This is a genomic window from Devosia ureilytica, from assembly GCF_024273195.1.
Classification (GTDB): domain Bacteria; phylum Pseudomonadota; class Alphaproteobacteria; order Rhizobiales; family Devosiaceae; genus Devosia; species Devosia ureilytica.
In genome coordinates this window covers 242,118-260,265 of the sequence record NZ_JAMZCU010000005.1, presented here as the reverse complement: position 1 = coordinate 260,265, position 18,148 = coordinate 242,118, and the positions used below count along the sequence as shown (strand labels likewise).

General features: G+C 63.5%; 13 protein-coding genes. 2 read left to right on the top strand and 11 right to left on the bottom strand.

Annotated elements, in window-relative coordinates:
- Positions 1-399 precede the first annotated feature (399 nt).
- Positions 400-2,532 (bottom strand): heavy metal translocating P-type ATPase, encoded by a 2,133-nt coding sequence (locus NIM87_RS14520; protein ID WP_254675412.1) that lies wholly within the window; start codon positions 2,530-2,532, stop codon positions 400-402.
- Between the two features lie 68 nt (positions 2,533-2,600).
- Here NIM87_RS14520 and NIM87_RS14515 point away from each other — a divergent pair, with 68 nt between their 5' ends.
- Both NIM87_RS14515 and NIM87_RS14510 read left to right on the top strand, forming a co-directional pair.
- On the top strand, positions 2,601-3,017 hold the full coding sequence (locus NIM87_RS14515; protein ID WP_254675411.1) for a MerR family transcriptional regulator: 417 nt from the start codon (positions 2,601-2,603) through the stop codon (positions 3,015-3,017).
- A 5-nt stretch (positions 3,018-3,022) separates the two neighbouring features.
- Positions 3,023-4,087 carry a DMT family transporter gene (locus NIM87_RS14510; protein ID WP_254675410.1) on the top strand — a complete coding sequence of 355 codons (1,065 nt, stop codon included), beginning with the start codon at positions 3,023-3,025 and terminating at the stop codon, positions 4,085-4,087.
- 299 nt (positions 4,088-4,386) lie between these two features.
- Here the strand turns inward: NIM87_RS14510 and NIM87_RS14505 are convergent, their stop codons facing one another.
- The 10 genes from NIM87_RS14505 to NIM87_RS14460 form a co-directional block, all read right to left on the bottom strand.
- A complete protein-coding gene (locus NIM87_RS14505; RefSeq protein WP_254675409.1) occupies positions 4,387-5,280 on the bottom strand; it encodes a DUF427 domain-containing protein in 894 nt (297 codons plus the stop codon).
- Between the two features lie 8 nt (positions 5,281-5,288).
- On the bottom strand, positions 5,289-7,289 hold the full coding sequence (locus NIM87_RS14500) for a dipeptide ABC transporter ATP-binding protein (RefSeq protein WP_254675408.1): 2,001 nt from the start codon (positions 7,287-7,289) through the stop codon (positions 5,289-5,291).
- Positions 7,286-8,161, bottom strand: a complete 876-nt coding sequence (locus NIM87_RS14495; RefSeq protein WP_254675407.1) for an ABC transporter permease — start codon at positions 8,159-8,161, stop codon at positions 7,286-7,288. Before NIM87_RS14495 ends, NIM87_RS14500 begins: the two co-directional genes overlap by 4 nt.
- An 18-nt stretch (positions 8,162-8,179) precedes the next feature.
- Positions 8,180-9,127 (bottom strand): ABC transporter permease, encoded by a 948-nt coding sequence (locus tag NIM87_RS14490; protein ID WP_254675406.1) that lies wholly within the window; start codon positions 9,125-9,127, stop codon positions 8,180-8,182.
- A gap of 59 nt (positions 9,128-9,186) precedes the next feature.
- Positions 9,187-10,839 carry an ABC transporter substrate-binding protein gene (locus tag NIM87_RS14485; RefSeq protein WP_254675405.1) on the bottom strand — a complete coding sequence of 551 codons (1,653 nt, stop codon included), beginning with the start codon at positions 10,837-10,839 and terminating at the stop codon, positions 9,187-9,189.
- 305 nt (positions 10,840-11,144) lie between these two features.
- Positions 11,145-12,806 (bottom strand): urocanate hydratase, encoded by a 1,662-nt coding sequence (locus tag NIM87_RS14480; RefSeq protein ID WP_254675404.1) that lies wholly within the window; start codon positions 12,804-12,806, stop codon positions 11,145-11,147.
- 3 nt (positions 12,807-12,809) lie between these two features.
- Entirely contained in the window at positions 12,810-13,898 is a 1,089-nt protein-coding gene (locus NIM87_RS14475) for a DUF917 domain-containing protein (RefSeq protein ID WP_254675403.1), read from the bottom strand.
- Complete coding sequence (locus tag NIM87_RS14470; RefSeq protein WP_254675402.1) at positions 13,898-15,151, bottom strand: Zn-dependent hydrolase; 1,254 nt, start codon at positions 15,149-15,151, stop codon at positions 13,898-13,900. Before NIM87_RS14470 ends, NIM87_RS14475 begins: the two co-directional genes overlap by 1 nt.
- Positions 15,148-16,509: a dihydroorotase gene (locus NIM87_RS14465; protein WP_254675401.1), complete on the bottom strand. Its 1,362-nt coding sequence runs from the start codon at positions 16,507-16,509 to the stop codon at positions 15,148-15,150. The genes NIM87_RS14470 and NIM87_RS14465 overlap by 4 nt, the downstream gene beginning before the upstream one ends.
- Entirely contained in the window at positions 16,502-18,079 is a 1,578-nt protein-coding gene (locus tag NIM87_RS14460) for an aromatic amino acid ammonia-lyase (protein WP_254675400.1), read from the bottom strand. The genes NIM87_RS14465 and NIM87_RS14460 overlap by 8 nt, the downstream gene beginning before the upstream one ends.
- Positions 18,080-18,148: the final 69 nt, after the last annotated feature.

Here is an 18,148-nt window from a genome sequence, read left to right as displayed (position 1 = left end):
AACCTTAACGGGAGCAATTGCTCGCAGAATAGTGAAACGACGATGTGTCGGCTCTGCAACGGTTTACGTTTCCAAATTGCCGAGTAATTTTTTCCATTGGTCGCGTCAAGTTAGGTGCTTGTTATGTCGCGTGAATTTGGGAAAACGCTGGGCTGATGAGCGCTCAAAGGGACAGGAATGCGTGCCTGGGTGCTAGGACGTGATGCGAGCTCCCCAAGGATGGCTATCAGCCGATATGTCCCTCGGCGTGTTTGGGGGACGCTATAGGCTGTTGAAAGGATTGGCTGAGCTGGCAGTGATTGGCTTGGAAGAGCGGCCCCACGATCAGTCTGATTTGGGGTCGGTAGCGGTCTGGCTGCATTCCGGTTGTAACTGCGCAGAAGCGGACTAACTTTTCAGCTAGTCTTGCTTCGGTTTCCAGCCAAGCAGACGCATGGCATTTGCCGTAACAAGAACCGTTGCTCCGGTGTCGGCAAGGATAGCGGGCCACAGCCCAGTGATCCCAACGATGGTGGTCACCAAGAACACGGCCTTCAGCCCCAATGCTATAACAATGTTTTGGGTGATGTTGGACATCGTGGCCTCTGACAGATCAATCATTGCCGGGATGTCGGCAACGCGTCCGTGAAGGACAGCCGCGTGAGCTGTTTCCAGCGCTACGTCCGTGCCACCTCCCATGGCGATCCCGATATCGGCTGCAGCGATCGCCGGTGCGTCGTTGATGCCGTCCCCTACCTTGGCCACGACCTGACCAGCTGACTGCATTTCCCGCACGATCCGCTGCTTGTCCTCTGGCATCAGCTCGGCCTTGACCTCGATGCCGAGCCCGGCGCCGATCGCCATAGCTGTGCGGCGGTTATCACCGGTCAGCATGACGGTGGCGATCCCGGCATTCCGCAACGCCTTTAATCCGGCCACGGCATCCGGGCGGGCCTCGTCTCGGATTGCGAACAGGCCGGCGACCTGACCGTTGGCCAATAGAACGGAAACCGTCTTGCCCTCGTCGTTGAAGGCTTGGACGCGAGCGGTGAGGTCAGCGGGCATATTCGCCGTTTCCGCAGCAGCGGACGGCGAGGCCAGCAGCGCCTCGACGCCACCGACATTCCCCGAGACGCCCTTGCCGGCAAGCGCCTTGGCACCGAATGCGGGCGGCACCGGCGCTTTGGATCCCTTGGCCTTCGCCAGGATTGCCAGCGCGAGGGGATGCGAAGACCCGCTCTCCAGCGCTGCCGCCATCGATAGCAGCTGGGTCTCGGTGCGCCCGATCGCGATGATGTCGGTGACGACCGGCTTGCCCGCCGTCAAAGTTCCGGTCTTGTCGAAGGCCACGGCCGTGATGTTCCGCAAGCCTTCCAGCACGGCACCGCCCTTGAGCAGCAGGCCGCGGCGCGCGCCGGCCGATAGTCCAGCAGCGATGGCCGCCGGCGTCGAGATGACCAAGGCGCACGGGCATCCGATCAGGAGAACGGCCAGTCCCTTGTAGATCCACTCATTCCGGTCCCAGCCGAGCACAAGTGGTGGCACGACCGCAACCAGCGCTCCGACAACGAGGACACCCGGCGTATAGACCTTCGAGAAGCGGTCGATGAACCGCTCGGTCGGCGCCTTGCTCTCCTGGGCTTCCTCGACCAGCTTGACGACGCGGGCAATAGTGTTGTCGGCGGCGGCAGCGGTGACTTTCACGCGCAGCACGGCGTCGGTGTTGATAGTGCCGGCGAACACAGGATCGCCCATGCCCTTTCGCCTGGGCACGCTTTCGCCGGTGACGGCTGCCTCTTCGATCGCGCTGTCGCCTTCCACGATATCGCCATCGGCGGCGATGCGGTCACCCGGTCGGATGATCAGGATGTCGCCGATGGCTAGGGCTTCGGCCGGAATGTCTTCGATCTGGCCGTTCCGCTCTACCAGGGCGGTCTTGGGTATCAGGTCGGTCAGGCCCCGTATGCTGGCGCGGGCCCTGCCGGCGGCGACGCCCTCAAGGAGCTCGCCGACGAGGAACAGCAGCACCACGGTGGCGGCTTCCTCCGTCGCTCCGATGAACACGGCACCGATCGCGGCGATGCTCATCAGGGTCTCTATCGAGAACGGCGTCCCGTGCATGGCGCCGGAGATGGCACGACGCCCGATGGGCACCAGCCCGACCAGCAGCGCCGCGAGGAACGCCCAGTGCCCGACGTCGGGCATTGCCTGGCCAATCAGGTAGGCAGCCGCCAGCGCAAGCCCGCAGCCCCAGGTCAGCATGGCCTTTCGGGTCTTCCACCACGGGCCGTCGCCGAGCTCGAAGTGATCGGCAGCATGATCGCCCTCCGGCGCGGCGTTGGCGGCAGCGGCGGTGTAGCCCACCGCCTTCACGGCGTTCCTGATTGCGGCAAGGGGGACGCCGGTGTGTGTCACGCTCATGGACTGAGCCGTGTACGAAGCACCGACTTCCGTGACGCCGGGCACCCGCGAGACGGCATTCTCGACCTTGCTCGCACAGTTGGCGCAATCCATGCCGCCGATGCGGAACTTGGTGACGATGGCTTCAGTCATGACGGACTTCCTTATGAGTCGACCCGATGCTAATCCCTCTAGTCGCTAGAGCATCAAGAGGTAATCTGATGAATTTTCCGATCGGCGAGCTCTCGAAGCGAACCGGCGTCAAGGTGCCGACGATTCGGTTCTACGAACAGATCGGCCTTTTGCCGGAACCGCCTCGCACCGAAAGCAACCAGCGCCGCTACGGCAAGGCAGAGGCCGACCGGCTGAATTTCATCCGGCATTCCCGCGCGCTGGGCTTCGAGGTCGAGGACATAAGGGCGCTGCTGGCGATGACATCGGAACCGCAGGGGTCGTGCCACCAGGCCGACAGCATCGCCCGCAGCCACCTGTCTGAAATCGACCGTCGCATCGCCAGCCTCCAGGCGCTAAAGGCAGAGCTGAGCCGGATGATCGACGAGTGCGGTCATGGCAGGATATGCGACTGCAGGATCATCGAGGCGTTGGCTGACCATAGCCATTGCTGCACGGAGCACTGACGATCATGACACCCAGATCACACCTTTGGCCCGGTGTTTCCCTGGCGCTCGGTTCCGCTATCCTGTTCGGGGCTTCGGCTCCTTTGTCGAAGCTCCTGATCGGATCCATAGATCCATGGCTGCTTGCAGGCATCTTATACCTGGGCGCCGGCATTGGCCTCGCAATCGTGCATGTCGGTCGTCCGCTGATCGGATTGCCGCCTCCCGAGGCCTCCTTGCAGCGCGGCGACCTGCCATGGCTGGCAGCCGTCATCGTTTTTGGCGGCATGCTCGGGCCTCTGCTCCTGATGCTGGGCCTGTCGCAGACCAGCGCGTCCTCCGGATCCCTCCTGCTCAATCTGGAGGGCCTGACCACGATGGCCATCGCCTGGATCGTGTTTCGTGAAAGCGTTGACCGGCAACTCATCTTCGGTGCTGCAGCGATTTTGGCCGGTGCCATGCTGCTGTCGTGGACCGGGACGGGTCTCAGCCTCGATACCGGAAGCCTCTTCATCGCCGCAGCGTGCCTGTGCTGGGGCATAGACAATAACCTGACCCGCAAATTGTCGTCGGCCGACCCGGTGCAGATCGCCATGATCAAGGGACTTGTGGCCGGCTCGACCAATCTGGTGCTGGCCCTGTCGCTGGGTGCCAGCCTGCCAGGCCCGGGTCTTGTGGGTGCGGGTGCAGTGGTCGGCTTTCTTGGCGTTGGGGTAAGCCTCGTTATGTTCATGCTCGGGCTGAGGCACCTGGGTACCGCCAGGACCGGTGCCTATTTTGCTTTGGCGCCGTTCATCGGAGCCGTGTTGGCCATCGCCATCTTCAGGGATGGCATTTCCTGGCAGTTGGTCGGTGCCGGCGTCCTGATGGCAATCGGGCTATACCTGCACCTGGCTGAACGGCACGACCACGAACATGATCACGAAACGCTGGAGCACGATCATGCCCATTTCCATGACGAGCATCACCAACATACCCACGACGGCCCTGTGAAGGAACCGCACTCGCACTGGCACCGGCATGAGCCGATGCGGCACAAGCACCCGCACTATCCCGACCTTCACCACCGCCACGGGCATAGCCACGGCTAGTGCTCGAGTGCCTTGCCGGCCCACGGCGCGAAATCCATACCCTCCCGGGCGTCATCGCAGAGTTCACGGCGCCGTCGACTGGCCGCTTTCCGCAAAGCGCTGGGCGAATTCGGATGTCTCCAATGGGGTCGGCAGCCTCGGGCAGAAAGGCACCCCAAGTCAGACATTGAAGCGTTTTTGTCCGCCGCCGTATGCGGACTATGATCGACACCAGTTTCAGATGATCAATGCGATCGGATCGATGGGCAGTATGTGGGAGCCGCAGTCGAGCTGCGGCTCCGCGTCACTACGGGGCCGGCCTATTCGCCTTCGCGCTTGGCGGTCGGCTTGACGATGAAACCGGGCGGGAAGGGCGTGCCGGGCGCAGGCAGCCGCTGGCCATCGACGATCAGGGTCGCACCGCGTTCGATATAGAACGAAATCAGATGCTCGATCTTGCCGGCATTGGGATAGGGATGGATATAGCTCCACGCCAGGTTCTCGCGTGTGTCGCCCTCAGTCTTCACCGACCAATAAATGCACTCGCCCTTATAGGGGCAGGTGGTGCGCAGGTCGGTGCGGGTCAGATACTGGCCACGAATATCCTGGCGCGGGAAGTAATAGCGCGGCGGCAGTCCGGTCTCGTAGAGAATGCGCGACTGAGTCGTGTCGGCGATGATGACGCCATCGACTTCGACCTGCACATGGCGGCTGGAATGGCGCACTTCCACGGCGTGGTAGGGATTGCGCGGACCGGTGATCTGGTCTTCTTCTTCATAAAGGCCGTCGAGAGCACGGCTGAAGATGCCGATATAGGTGTTCAGCACTTCTGCATCATCCTCTGCCGCATCCCAGACCCAGGCCGCGTCCGTGATCACGCGACCGTCGACGACGAGATCGTAATACGCGCCCTCACCGATACGTGGGTCGTGGCGGCGGCGGCCATTGGCGCGGAAGGCGCTCATATCGACGTCCTTGATCGGCCAGTGATATTCGCACCGTCCCATCCAGAACTTGTTTTCGGTCATTTCGCGGGCGCGATCACGCGGGTCGCGAAACTCGACAAACAGGACCGCTTCCTCGGAATCCGCGACGACCTTGCCGCCGAATTCACCGCGCACGCGGCGCATGGACGGATGAAGAACGAAATAGGCACCGCGGAAGGCGATGGTAAAGGCGTCATCCTTGACGACGGCGGGGCTGAGCTCACTCATGGTCTATCCTAAGCCTCGATTGAAACGGGTGTGGGTGTGCCGGGATGGCACAATTGCTCGAGCGTGAGGTGGCAGCGGATCTGGTGTCCGTTTTCGCCTTCGCGCACCGGCGGTGGGGCGGAAATGCAGGTGGCCATGGCGCGCGGGCAGCGAGCCGCAAAGCGGCAGCTTTGTTCTGTCACCTGCGCGTCGGGCATGGCCGCAGGCAGGGGGCTCGTCTCGCCGCCATCGAGCGACGATGCGCGCAGCAGGGCGTCTGCATAGGGATGGCGGGGACCGGCGAAGATATCGGCGGAGGTGCCGATCTCCAGCATCTGGCCCAGATACATGACCCCGATGCGGTCGGCGAGATAACGCACCACGCCCAGGTCATGGGAGATGAACAGGTAGGACACCCGTTCCTCATTCTGCAGGCGTGTGAGCAGATAGAGAATGCCGGCCTGAACCGACGTGTCGAGTGCCGAGACTGGCTCATCGCAGAGGACGAGTTCGGGTTGCCCGGCAAAGGCTCGGGCAATGGCCACGCGCTGCTTCTGGCCGCCGCTGAGCTGGCGCGGGCGGCGGTCGAGAAAGACCTGCGGCAGGCGCACATTCTCGGCCAGTTTTTCGAGCCTGTCGGGGCTGACGGCCTTCTGCGCCAGCCGGCTGATGGCCCGGCCGAGGATGGCGCGGACCGAGAAAGACGGATTGAGCGTGTTTTCCGGGCTCTGGAACACCATCTGCACGGCCCGGACGCTGGCCATCGAGCGACGCTCGATGCGGAGCGATAAGTCCTTGCCATTGAGGCGAATGATGCCGCTATCGGGCAGGGTAAGGCCGGCAATGCAGCGTGCCAATGTGCTCTTGCCGCTGCCGGATTCGCCGACCAGGCCAAGTGTCTCGCCGCGCTTGATCTTGAAGCTGATATCGTCGCAGACGACCAGATTGCGGAAGCGCTTGGAAATGTGCTCGAGCTCCAGCACGTAATCGTCATCGGCCGAAGCCGGGCCCCGCTCGATGGGGATGCTGGTGACCGAACCTTCGGCCTTTTCGGGATAGTAGCAAGCGGCACGATGATCGGCCGTCCCTTCGACAGCTTCAAGGCTCGGCTGCGCCGACGTGCAGGCGTCGGTGGCGAAGCGGCAACGCGGGCTGAAGACGCAACCGGGCGGGAGTTCGCCCGGACGCGGCACTTCGCCCTGAATGGGCGCGACCGGATTGGCAAACTTGTCGTGGCTCGGGCTCGGCAGGCACGAGAGCAGCGCATTGGTATAGGGATGCGCCGTGTTCGCGATCACTTCGGCCGAGGGCCCGATTTCGATGAGACGCCCGGCATAGAAGATAGCCATGCGCTCGCAGACCCGGCTGACAAGCCGCAGGTTGTGGCTGATGAAAATGATGGCCGCGCCAGTTTCGCGACGCAGACGACCGATCAGCTCAACGACTTCGGCTTCCACCGTGGCGTCAAGACCGGTGGTTGGCTCGTCGAGCACCAGCACGGAGGGATCGCCTGCCACGGCCATGGCGATCAGCACGCGCTGCTGCTGGCCGCCCGAGAGTTGGTGCGGATAGCGACGCGCAACGTTTTGCGGTTCGCGAATGGCGACGCGGGTCAGCAGCTCAAGAGCGCGGGCCCGTGCTTCCGTGGCAGAACAGCCGCGGGTGGCCAAAACGGCCTCAGCCACCTGCTTGCCGATGGTCATGGACGGATTGAGCGCGCCGCCCGGTTCCTGCGAGACCATGGCAATCTTGGTTCCGCGCACGGCGCGCAGCTCTTCGAAACCGGCCGTGGTGGTGTCGAGGCCCGCGACCCTGATTGTGCCGTAGGTGATCTGGGCATTGCCGGGCAAAACGCCGAGGATGCTGGCGGCCAGGGTGCTCTTGCCACACCCGGATTCCCCGACAATGGCGAGTGCCTCGCCGGGCCTGACCGAGAAGGAAATGTCCTGCAGGACCGGCAGGATGCGGCCTTTGCGGACATAGGCGACGGCGAGATTCTCGACCGAAATGGCGACTGGTGCGTGTGTCATGGTGTGGCCAGAACCTTTCGCAGGCGATCCGCCACCAGGTTGACGGCGACCACCAGGGACGCCAGCGCCAAAGCCGGTCCCAAGGTCGACCACGGCTGGACCTGGATGTAGATGCGCTGCACGGTGATGGTGAGACCCCAGTCCGCAGCGGGCGGCTGCAGGGAAACGCCGAGGAATGAAAGCGAGGCCGCCGCGAAAATGGCGTAGCCGAAGCGGATGGTGGTTTCGACGGCAACTGGTCCCTCGATATTGGGCAGGATTTCGCGCAGCAGGATGTAGCCGTTGTTTTCGCGGCGCATCACGGCCGCCGCGACATAATCGCGATTGGCTTCGCGCATGGCGGCCGCCCGAATGGTGCGGCTGACCGCCGGGGCGCCGAAGAAACCGATGATGATGATCATGGTCACCTGGCTGGCGCCAATGGCCGAAATGATCATCAGGGCGATGATGATGGGCGGGAAGACGAGCAGGATGTCGACGCTGCGCATCAGGAGGTTGTCGATGGCGCCGCCAAAATAGGCCGCGCAAACACCGATCAGCGTGCCGACGCTGATGGTGATGACAGTCGCGAGCGGAGCAATCGAGAGCACGTCGGCCGTGCCGGCGAGAACGCGGGACCAGACATCACGCCCCAGATCATCGCCCCCCATCCAATGCTCGAGGCTTGGGGCGCCGAGCGGCATGGTGATGCCGGTGGCGAAGGGATCATAGGGCACGATCAAGTGCCAGCCGATGGCGACGAGGCACCAGAAGAGGATGATCACGGCCCCGAGCAGAAAGCCGGGATTGCCGAAGAGTTGGCGGAGGAGAAAGGCTCTCTGCTGCCGGCGTTCCGCGCGCAATTTCTCGGCGGGCGTTTGCGTTAGGGACATGGTGTTTTCTTGCATGGTTCAGCCTCCCACACGCACGCGTGGGTCGAGCAGGGCCAGGGTGAGGTCTGCCAGCAGCGTCATCACCATGACGATGATGCCGGCCAGAAGCACGGCGGCTTCAAGCGTAGGTACGTCATGCGAAGTCGAGGCATCGAGCAAAAGCTTGCCCAGGCCGGGATAGGTGAAGAGTTGCTCGACAACGACAAGGCCACCCATGATGAAGCTGGCCTGCAGCAGCGAGAGAGAAATGGTGGGCGGCAGGGCATTGCGCAGTACGTGGCGCAGAACGATCTGCCGGCGGGTGAGGCCCTTGAATGTCGCGGTGCGGATATAGGGCGCTTCGAGCACTTCGATCGTGCCGCTGCGGGCCATCTTGGCGATATAGCCGAAGGACACGAAGACGACGGGCAGCGACGGCAGGATGAGGTGCCGCACCGTGGTCCAGAAATCGGCGTCGCTGGGGGCCGTGGCGCTGATGGGGAACCACCGCAGCCACACGGCAAATACGATCATGAGGATGATGCCGCTGACGAATTCGGGGATAACCGTCAGTGTGGCGCCGCCGACAGAGATGATCTTGTCGATCCATTTGCCTTCATTGAGGCCGGCCAGGACGCCGGCGACGATGGCGCTGGGAATGAGGATGGCCAGGGCAACGCCGGCTAGCCTGAGCGTATTGCCGAAGCGGGTCAGGACCAGGTCGCGCACCGGCTGGTCGGCGCTGACCGAATGGCCCCATTCGCCGCGCAGGAAATCTCCAAGCCAGGTGAAGTAGCGGACCCAGACCGGCTGATCGAGGCCGAGTTTGGCGCGCATGGCGGCATATTGTTCAGGCGTTGCCTGGCTGCCCAGAATATTGGTCGCCAGATCGCCGGGCAGCAATTGCACGAGGAAAAAGACCAGACCGGACAGGACCAGCAGCATCAACGCGATGAGCGCCAATCTTTGGAGGAGAAAGCGGAGCATGGGGCGGTCCGATCGAAAAGTTCAGGTGGGGCCGGCCTTGGCCGGCCCCGAGTTCAAGCTTACTGGTCGAGCCAGGTGCCGGTCAGGTCCAACTGCGAAGCGGGACCAGCCGGGAAGGCCTTGACCTTCTTGCTGACCGGACGCCGGGTCTGCGCGAAGTAGCCGATGATGGTCGGCGTGTCTTCGTGCATGATCTTGGCGGCGTCGATGGCAAGCTGGTCGCGCTTGACCGGATCGGTTTCTGCGTCAAAGGCCTTGGCCGCTGCGTCGAAATCCGGATTGGCATACTTGCTTTCGTTGAACGGCGCGCCGGTGAGATAGGCCGGGGTGATCATGGCGCCCGGCGTAGCGCGCTCGCCCCAGTCTGTGGCACCGAATGGCACGCTCAGCCACGGCTGGTTGTCGTCGGCACCATAGTATTCGGCCTGCGACTTGAGATCGAGCGTGATCTCGAAGCCGGCTTCCTTGGCCTGCGACTGCACCATCTGCAGATATTGCGGGATATCGGCATATTGCTGCGAGGTCAGCGTCACCTGAACGCCATTGGCATAACCAGCTTCGGCCAGCAGGGCCTTGGCCTTTTCGATGTCGCGTTCGCGCTGCGGAATGGCAGCCACGACTGCGGCAGACTGCTGGAAGGCCGGCGCGAAGACGTGATCGTTACCCACATCGGCAGCGCCGCTATAGATGGTGTTCACGATGGCCTGACGGTCGATGGAATAGGCCAGGGCCTGACGCACGCGCTTGTCGCTGAAGGGGCTGGCATCGACCTGCATGCGGATCGAGTTATAGGCGCTCGAACGGGCCGAGAGCACTTCGAAATCCGGGTTGGCACTGATGGCGAGAACCGCCGAGCTGGCCAGAACCGGGAGCGCATCGACCTGGCCGCCCTGCAGGGCCAGGGCCATGGACTGGTCATCGTCAAAGAACAGGATTTCCAGCCCATCGAGATGGATGTTGGCCGCGTCCCAATAGTCGGGGTTCTTGACATAGGTGGCGCCACGATCGGCCGAATATTCCTTGAGCAGGAACGGGCCAACACCGCCGACCTTGCCGGCAGCGAAATCGCCCTGCACGTAACCCTTGGGGAACCAGGCGGTGGCGCCGTAGGACACGATATAGGGGAAGTCGACATAGGGGCGGTCGAGGTGGAAGACGAGCGTGCTGTCGTCCGGAACCTCGTACTTCCCGTGAGAGAGAATGCCGCGATAGCCCGAAACGGTCGGGGACGGGCTGGCCGGATCGAGCAGGATGTCGAGGGCAGCCGCGATATCGTGGGCGGTGAAGGCTTCGCCGCTGATCCACTTGGTGGGGCGGAAGGTGAAGGTCCAGACGGTGGCGTCTTCGTTGGGAGCCCAGGATTCAGCCAAGCCCGGTGCCAGGGTGCCATCGGCCTGCAAGCGGCCAAGCGGGGGCAGGACGGGCTTGAGGATGAAGCCTTCGCTGCGGCTGCGCGAGGTCAGGGGGTCGACCACACCGCGAGGGCGCGAAATGCCCAGCTTGAGCACGCCGCCCTCTTTGGGCGCTTCCTGTGCAAAGGCGGCCCGGTCGAAGCCGAACAGGCTTCCCATGAAGGCCATCGACAGGCCCAGAACCGAGCCGCGCCGCAACACTTCGCGGCGGGACATGTGGCCAGATTCCATGCCATTCTTGAGTTTGTCAGCAATGGTCAACTGATTGGCCGTGTGGCGGCCGTCTATCTTGTCGCTCATGTTTCTTCCTTCTCCAGGCCGCGGCCTGCTGTTCTCCAAAGCTGGGCTCCGGTTTCTGCAACAAACCCCTCGCGGCAGAAACCTTTCCCCCACATAGTTATCTCGAATAACTACATGTTCCTTCTGGCGTGACCGGCTCAGGGACAGGGCTGCAAGAGCCGTTACCCCGAGCCGGCCCGCCGGCCTAGTGTCCGGTTGCGGGGCAGCAATCGGACCGTCTTTCATCCCGTTGGCGCTGACCGGTGGCCGAACGGGTTGAACTCGTATGCGCGTGCCCGTCGTGCGGGGCATTGACGCGATCTCCTTCAGGCCAAAGCGATATGGCCAATGCCCTTGCGGGCGATTTCGTCGAAACTCTCGGCATAACCGGCGTCCGCATACCGCATGACCCCCAGAGAGGTGTCGTTGGTCAGCGAATGGGCCAGGCGCTCAGCACCCTCGTCGGTGCCATCGGCCACGACAGTTACGCCCGCCGAGGTCATGTAGCCGGCATAGCCACCGCCGCCCGAATGGACGACGACGAGGTCGGCCATGGACGAACAGAGCAGCATGGCATCGAGGATGGGCCAGTCGGCTATGGCGTCCGAACCGTCCTTCATCCGTTCCGTCATGATATTGGGGTGTGCCATGGCCCCGGCATCGAGATGGTCGCGGCTGAAGGTCACCGGGCCGGCCAGTTCGCCGCTGCGGACCATTTCATTGACGGCCAATGCCAATTCGGTGCGTTCGCCATGGCCGAGCCACGCGATGCGGGCCGGCAAGCCTTCGAAAGGCACGTGTTCTCGGGCGAGCCGGATCCAGTTGGTGACGATCTGGTTGTCCGGGAACATTTCGAGCAACTTGTCATCGATCTTGCGGATGTCTTCGGGATCCCCCGAACTGGCCATCCAGCGGAAGGGACCCACGGCGCGGGCAAAAAGCGGACGCAGATAGGCCTCGGTGAAGATGCGGATGTCGAAGGCATTTTCGACGCCGCCTTCCTTGGCTTGCGTCCGGATGAGATTGCCGTTGTCGAAGACTTCCGCGCCGCGACGCTGGAATTCGAGCATGGCTTTGACATGTTCGACGATAGAGGCCCGGCTGGCCGCCATCAGCTCCGCGGGATTGGTCTGGCGCAAGGCGCGGACTTCGTCGAGCGCGTATCCCAAGGGGACATAGCCGTAAACGAGGTCATGGGCCGAGGTCTGGTCGGTGACGATGTCGGGCGTGATGCCACGCCGGGCGATCTCGGGATAGATCTCGGCCGCATTGCCAACGAGACCGATCGAGGTGGCGCGTTTCTCGCTAACGGCCGTTTCGATCATGGCGAGGGCGGTGTCGAGGTCCGGCGCGACCTCTTCGAGATAGCCGATTTCCTTGCGCTTGCGGGCGCGTTCCGGGTCGATATCGACGCAGAGGATCGCCGCGCCGGCCATGCGACCGGCTAACGGCTGCGCGCCGCCCATGCCGCCAAGTCCAGCGGTCAGGATGAAGCGCCCTGCCAGGTCGCCACCAAAGCGGTTCGCGGCGATGCGCATGAAGATTTCATAGGTGCCCTGGATGACACCCTGGCTGCCGATATACTGCCAGGCACCAGCGGTAAGGCCGCCCCAGCAGATCAGACCCTTGCGCTCGAGTTCATAGAAGACCTCGGCCTTGGCCCATTGCCCGACAATGTTGCAATTGGCCATGATGACCAGGGGCGCCTTGGCATGGGTCTTGAGCAGGCCAATCGGCTTGCCGGACTGGATGACCAGCGTGTGGTCGTCGTCCATGGTCTTGAGCGCGTGGACGATGGCCTCGTGGCTCGCCCAGTTGCGGGCCGCCTTGCCAAGTGCCGCATAGACAACGAGGTTTTCGGGGTCTTCGCCGACGCTAAGAACATTTTCGAGCAGCCGCAGCAGCGCTTCCTGACGCCAGCCGCGGGCTCGGACCTCGTTGCCGCCCGGGATCGGGAAATTGGGATGACGCGGATTGGGCGTGGGCATGGCTCAGGCCTCCCGCGACAAAGCATAAGTGGCCAGGTCGATGCCCATGGTCTTTTCGACATGAGGATAGACGGCCGGATCGAGCACGCTCGAGGACAGCGGAATGATCGACTTGGGCACATGCAGGACGAAAATCTGCATGCCCTGGGCCAACTGACCCACGCTCAGCGGCTCGCCTTCGGGCGACAGCGTGGTGATAACATCGGGGAAGGTTGCCTGACGCGTGCCGTCCTTGGCATCGACGGCCATATATTCGTTCATGACATGCAGCACGGAGCCGCTTTCCATGGTGATGGTGCCGACGTCGAAAGCCTCGCTGGTATAGGTCACCGCCTTGCGGGCGATCTTGCCCTCGACGAGGATCGCGCCACCCGTGGTCTTGACGATGGTCTCGATGACCGCGGTGCCGCCCTTGCTTTCGGCCGCGATGATGGCTTCACCCAGCTTGAGGGCGAGCGAGATGCCGCCGAGCGCCGCGTGCTGGCGCACATAGCTGGCGCGGACCGGATTGCGGCAGGACGCGATAAAGCCGCCGGACATGTCCGAGGCCGTGCGCAAGATGGGGGAAACTTTGGCCGTGGCGCCACGCGTCACCAGCTCGATATAGCGGTTCTCGTCGCGGTTGCCGCCCACGGCGGTCTGGATCATCTGTTCGGGCGAACCGGCCAGCCCGATAGAGCCCATGTCACCGGTGGGGTGGGCGCGCACATCGCCCACCGCATCCACCACTTTGGTGCCGAGGATGGCCGAAGGCAGCCAGCCGTTGAGGGTCGATGACTTGCCATTCTGCCCGACCATCAGGCCGGTGAGTTTCTCGCCGAGCGCGTCTTCGAGCAGTTGCACGGCCTTCACATAGTCAACGCCGCGCATCTCCCAGGGCGTGGTCGAGGCTGGCGCGCCGATGGCCGCTGCGGTCGCGATCCAGTCATTGCCGTCCAGTTCTTCGACCGAGACCAATTCCGGCTTGCCGATGGAGACGGCCGCGTAACCGAGCATCCGGCCGTGGTCGGCCCAGCCGCCACCGCCAGCCGCATAGACGGAGCCACCCTTGACGGCGGCTTCGACGTCTTTTTCGGTCAATACGCGTCCCATTATTTCTTCTCCTGCAAGTCTTTATCGAGCCGCTGGACGGCTTCGAGCAGCACGGCGGCGCCCAGCGCAATGTCCTGGGGCGTGGCGGATTCGTCCGGTGTGTGGCTGCGGCCGCCAACGCAGGGCACAAAAATCATCGCGGCCTTGGTGATGCGGGCCATCCACGCGGTGTCGTGGCCCGCGCCCGACGCCATGCGCCGAAACCGCGCGTCCGTTGCCTCACAGGCCGCCTCAAGCACGGTCAGAACATCGGCATCGCCCGGCGTCGGCATATTGTCTGAAAGCACCCGTGGCGCTGCGACTGTCACGCCCGTTTCCGTCGCGACAGCGGCAACTTTGGCACTGAGCCGCGCCAGGAAATCTTCCATGTCCGCGCGGCGCTCAGCGCGCGCATCGATCAGCATGGTGACCTGAGAAGGGACCACGTTTGCCGCATTGGGTTCCATGCGGAACTCGCCGACCGTGGCCGCAAAATGATAATCGCTCTTCGCCAGATCCGAGGCCTCTGCCTCCACCGCCAGGGCGATCCGCGCCGCAGCGGAAAGCGCGTCCTTGCGGCTTCCCATGGGCGTGGTGCCCGCGTGGTCGGCGCGGCCCTCGACAATGATTTCGATGCGGGTAATGCCGGCGATGGCCGTCACCACGCCGATATCGAGCGCCTCGTTTTCAAGGACCGGACCCTGTTCGATATGCAGCTCGAGGAAGGCGGCGATGTCGCTGCGGATTGCATCCTGCGCCACCTTTCCGCCGACGGTTTCGATGGCCTGCGATAGAGCTATGCCGTCGCTTTCCCGCGCCAGCCAGGCACTCGGTCGCGTGCCGGAAATGCCGCGGCTGCCGACGCAGGAGACGCCAAAGATCGAGACTTCTTCAGCAAGGAAGTCGATGATTTCGAGATCATGTTCGAGCGCGATGTTGAGGTCTGAGAGCGCGCGCGCCACTTCGAGCGCCGCCGAAACACCGGCAATGCCGTCATAGCGCCCACCCTCGGGCACAGTGTCCGAATGCGAGCCCAGCATGATAGTGCCGAGGTCGGGTTTTAGGCCCGCTCTCCTGCCGATCAGATTGCCGGCGGCATCTATGTGAACAGTCAGTCCAGCGGCCTCAAAACGCCGCGCGAGCCAGGCCCGTCCTTCGAGAAATATCGGCGTAAAGGCGCGGCGCGTATAGGGGCGCCCGGGCTCGGTGATCGCGGCGAGGGCCGCAATGTCCTCGTCGATCCGCGCGACACTTGTGGGCAGGTTGCGGCTCATGCACGGGCCTCGGGGCGCACAAAGCGGCCATTGCCGGGCGCTGCGAGAACCTCGGTGCCGTCAAAAACCTGCTGGCCACGCAGCCACGTGCCAGCAATGGTCCAGGGCAGTTCGATGCCGTTATAGGGGCTCCAGCCGACCACGTTATGGCCGCTCTGCGCTGCGTCATAGACCTGCGCGCGATCCACCAGCACGGTGATGTCGGCGTCCTTGCCGAGTTCCAGAGCGCCCTTGACATGGTCGAGCCGGAAATGGCGTGCCGGATTGGCCGCCATCAACCTAGCTGCCCAGGTGAGGGAAACGCCGTGGTCCAGGGCCCCCTTGATGAACAGCGGAACCATCGCTTCCAGACCGGGAACGCCCGACGCATTGGCGAGCATGTCGGGATTGGTCTTGCGATCCTCCGACCAACTGACGTGATCGGTAGAGACGAGCGTGACATTGCCCGCCGCGACATGCTGCCAGAGCTTTTCCACCTCGGCCCGGGGACGGATAGGGGGATTGATCTTGGCCTTGCCGCCGAGGCGGGCGACGTCATTTTCATCGTCGAGCGTCAGATAGTGGATGCAGCATTCGATGGTGGCGGCGTAACCCTGGTCGCGATAACTGCGCGCGATCTCGTAGCCACGTCCGAGCGAGCAATGCACCACATGGGCATCGCAGCCGGTCTGTGCGCCGGTTTCGTAGATTTGCAGGGATGCAAGCAGCTCGGTCAGTGGCGGGCGGCTCAGCGCATGGGCGCGGTAGTCGGTAATTCCAGCGGCCTTGACCTTGGCCATGGCGGCCCGGACCATTTCGTCGTCCTCATTGTGGACGCCAGCGGTCAGGCCGGTCTTGGCGACGGCGGCAAAGCAGTCTTCCAACAGGGCGGGAGGGATGCGCGGAAAGCGCACGGGATCGGTGCCGAAGGTCGAGAACTTGAACGCGGCGACGCCGGCTTCGGCCTGCTCGGCAATGCGGGCAGGGCTCTCTTCGGGGTTGATGGTGCCGTAAAGGGCAAAGTCGACGCGCGCCTGCTGGGCTGCATGATCCACCTTGATGCGCACGGCTTCAGCCGAACACACGAGATTGCCCTCATCATAGGGCATGTCGACGATTGTCGTGACCCCGCCCGCTGCTGCCGAGCGCGTCGACCAGATGAAATCTTCCTGGTTCTTCTGGCTCAGCGAATGGGTCTGTGCGTCGATGGCGCCGGGCAGGATCATGGCATTGCCCAGATCGTGCCGCTCGTGGGCATCGGGTCCCAGGCCTTCGCCAACCAGGGCAATCTTGCCGTCACGCACCGCGACGTGGCCGCGCTCGATAATGCGGTCGGGCAAAATGACTGTGCCGGTGAGGCTGAGATCGAAGTCAGACACCGTTTGCTCCTTGGTCGGGGCGGGAAGGCAGGGCGAAAAAGGCGTCGAGGTCCATCAATGCGGAGTGGGAAACCAACTCGGACACAAAGGCATCCGAGCAGAGGGCGCATTCGATGGCCTCGACATCTGCGGAAAGCGGCCGGTCCTCGCGGTAGAAGGCCGCATTTTGGCGCACGAGCGCATGGACCATGCCCGGAACATTGCCCGGGCGGTCTTCGGATATGTCCATGGCCTGGGCGGCCAGCAGCCCTTCGAGCGCAGCCATGCGGCACAGGGCCTCGGTCTGGCGCTCCAGCCGCTCGACCACCAGGGGCAGGAACGCCGCTTCGTCTTCCATGCCATTGGCGACAACCATGGACTGTGCCGAAATGGAGGAAGAGAACGACAGGCAGCGGGCATAAAGCTCGCCGGAAAGTTTGAGGATCGGACCGAACCCGGTCGCGATCACGCCGGGCGCCACCAGATTGACCGGCAGGTTGCGGCGGCCGCCATTGGCGAGCAGCACGCAACGGTTGAACGAATTGCGGGCGACATGGGCCAGCGCGAGCTGTGCCGTCTGCAGGAAGACCGTGACATCGAGGGGCAGCGAACCGCCCGAGGTCAGCACCAGGCCTCCGGCGACAACCGGGTTGTCATCGGTGCGACCAGTCGCGGCCAAAACGGTGCGGCCAGCGATGGTGAGGCTTTCGAAGGCCGTGGCGAAGACCTGGCTCATCATGCGGACCGAGAGCGGGTCTTGCACGTTCGTGCCGATCGGCCAGTCCCAGCCCATGGCGTTGAAATAGAGCCAGGCACCGATACCGGCCTCGCGCTCTGTGCCCACATGCGCGACCGCCTTCCAGGGTTCACGCGAAGCCCCGAGAGCGCCCGCGGTCGTGAGGCCCGTTGCCAGAAGGACCCGGAGGATCTTGGCGGCATTTTGCACGGCCGATGCTGCGGCTGCGTAGCCGACGGCGTTGGTTGAGATCGACGCCAGGCTGTCCTTGGGGGCCAGTTGCATCGGGCCGAGCCCGGCGAGAGCCAGCGCTTCCTCTGCCGGGAGCCTCTTGCCATTGTGCCAAGCCTCACCAACTCCGGTCAGCACCGCGCCGATCTGGCCCATCAGGCCGATATCGGCGCAGCCGATCGAACCGGTGCGACGCACGACGGGGATCACATCGGCATCCAGTAGGCGCTCATAGATGCGCACCAGTTCCGGCGTGCAGCCGACATGGCCGGTCAGGGCCATATTGATGCGGATGGCGATGGCGTTGCGCACCACCTCCACCGGAAAAGCGTCGCCGGTACCAAAGTGGTGGGCGCGGACGAGACCGGTATTGAAGGCGGCAAGGTCAGCGTCGGACCAGGACACGTCCTTCATGGCGCCCACGCCGGTATTGGCGCCATAAACCGGCTGACCAGCGGCAATGGCCGCTTCAAGAACGCGCCGGGATGCCTGAACCCTGGTGAACGAGGTTTCATCGATATCGAGGCCCAACGACCGCATGCCGATTGCGCGCAGGTCGCCAAATGTCAGCGGCCTGCCCGACAGGCGGATCGTTTCTGGCTGTGACGGGGTGGGGTTGGTCACGATTGGCTCCTCGATGAAAGGACGTTATTGAAAATGCCCTGCTCGTGGGATATCCCAAAAGTTGAACAT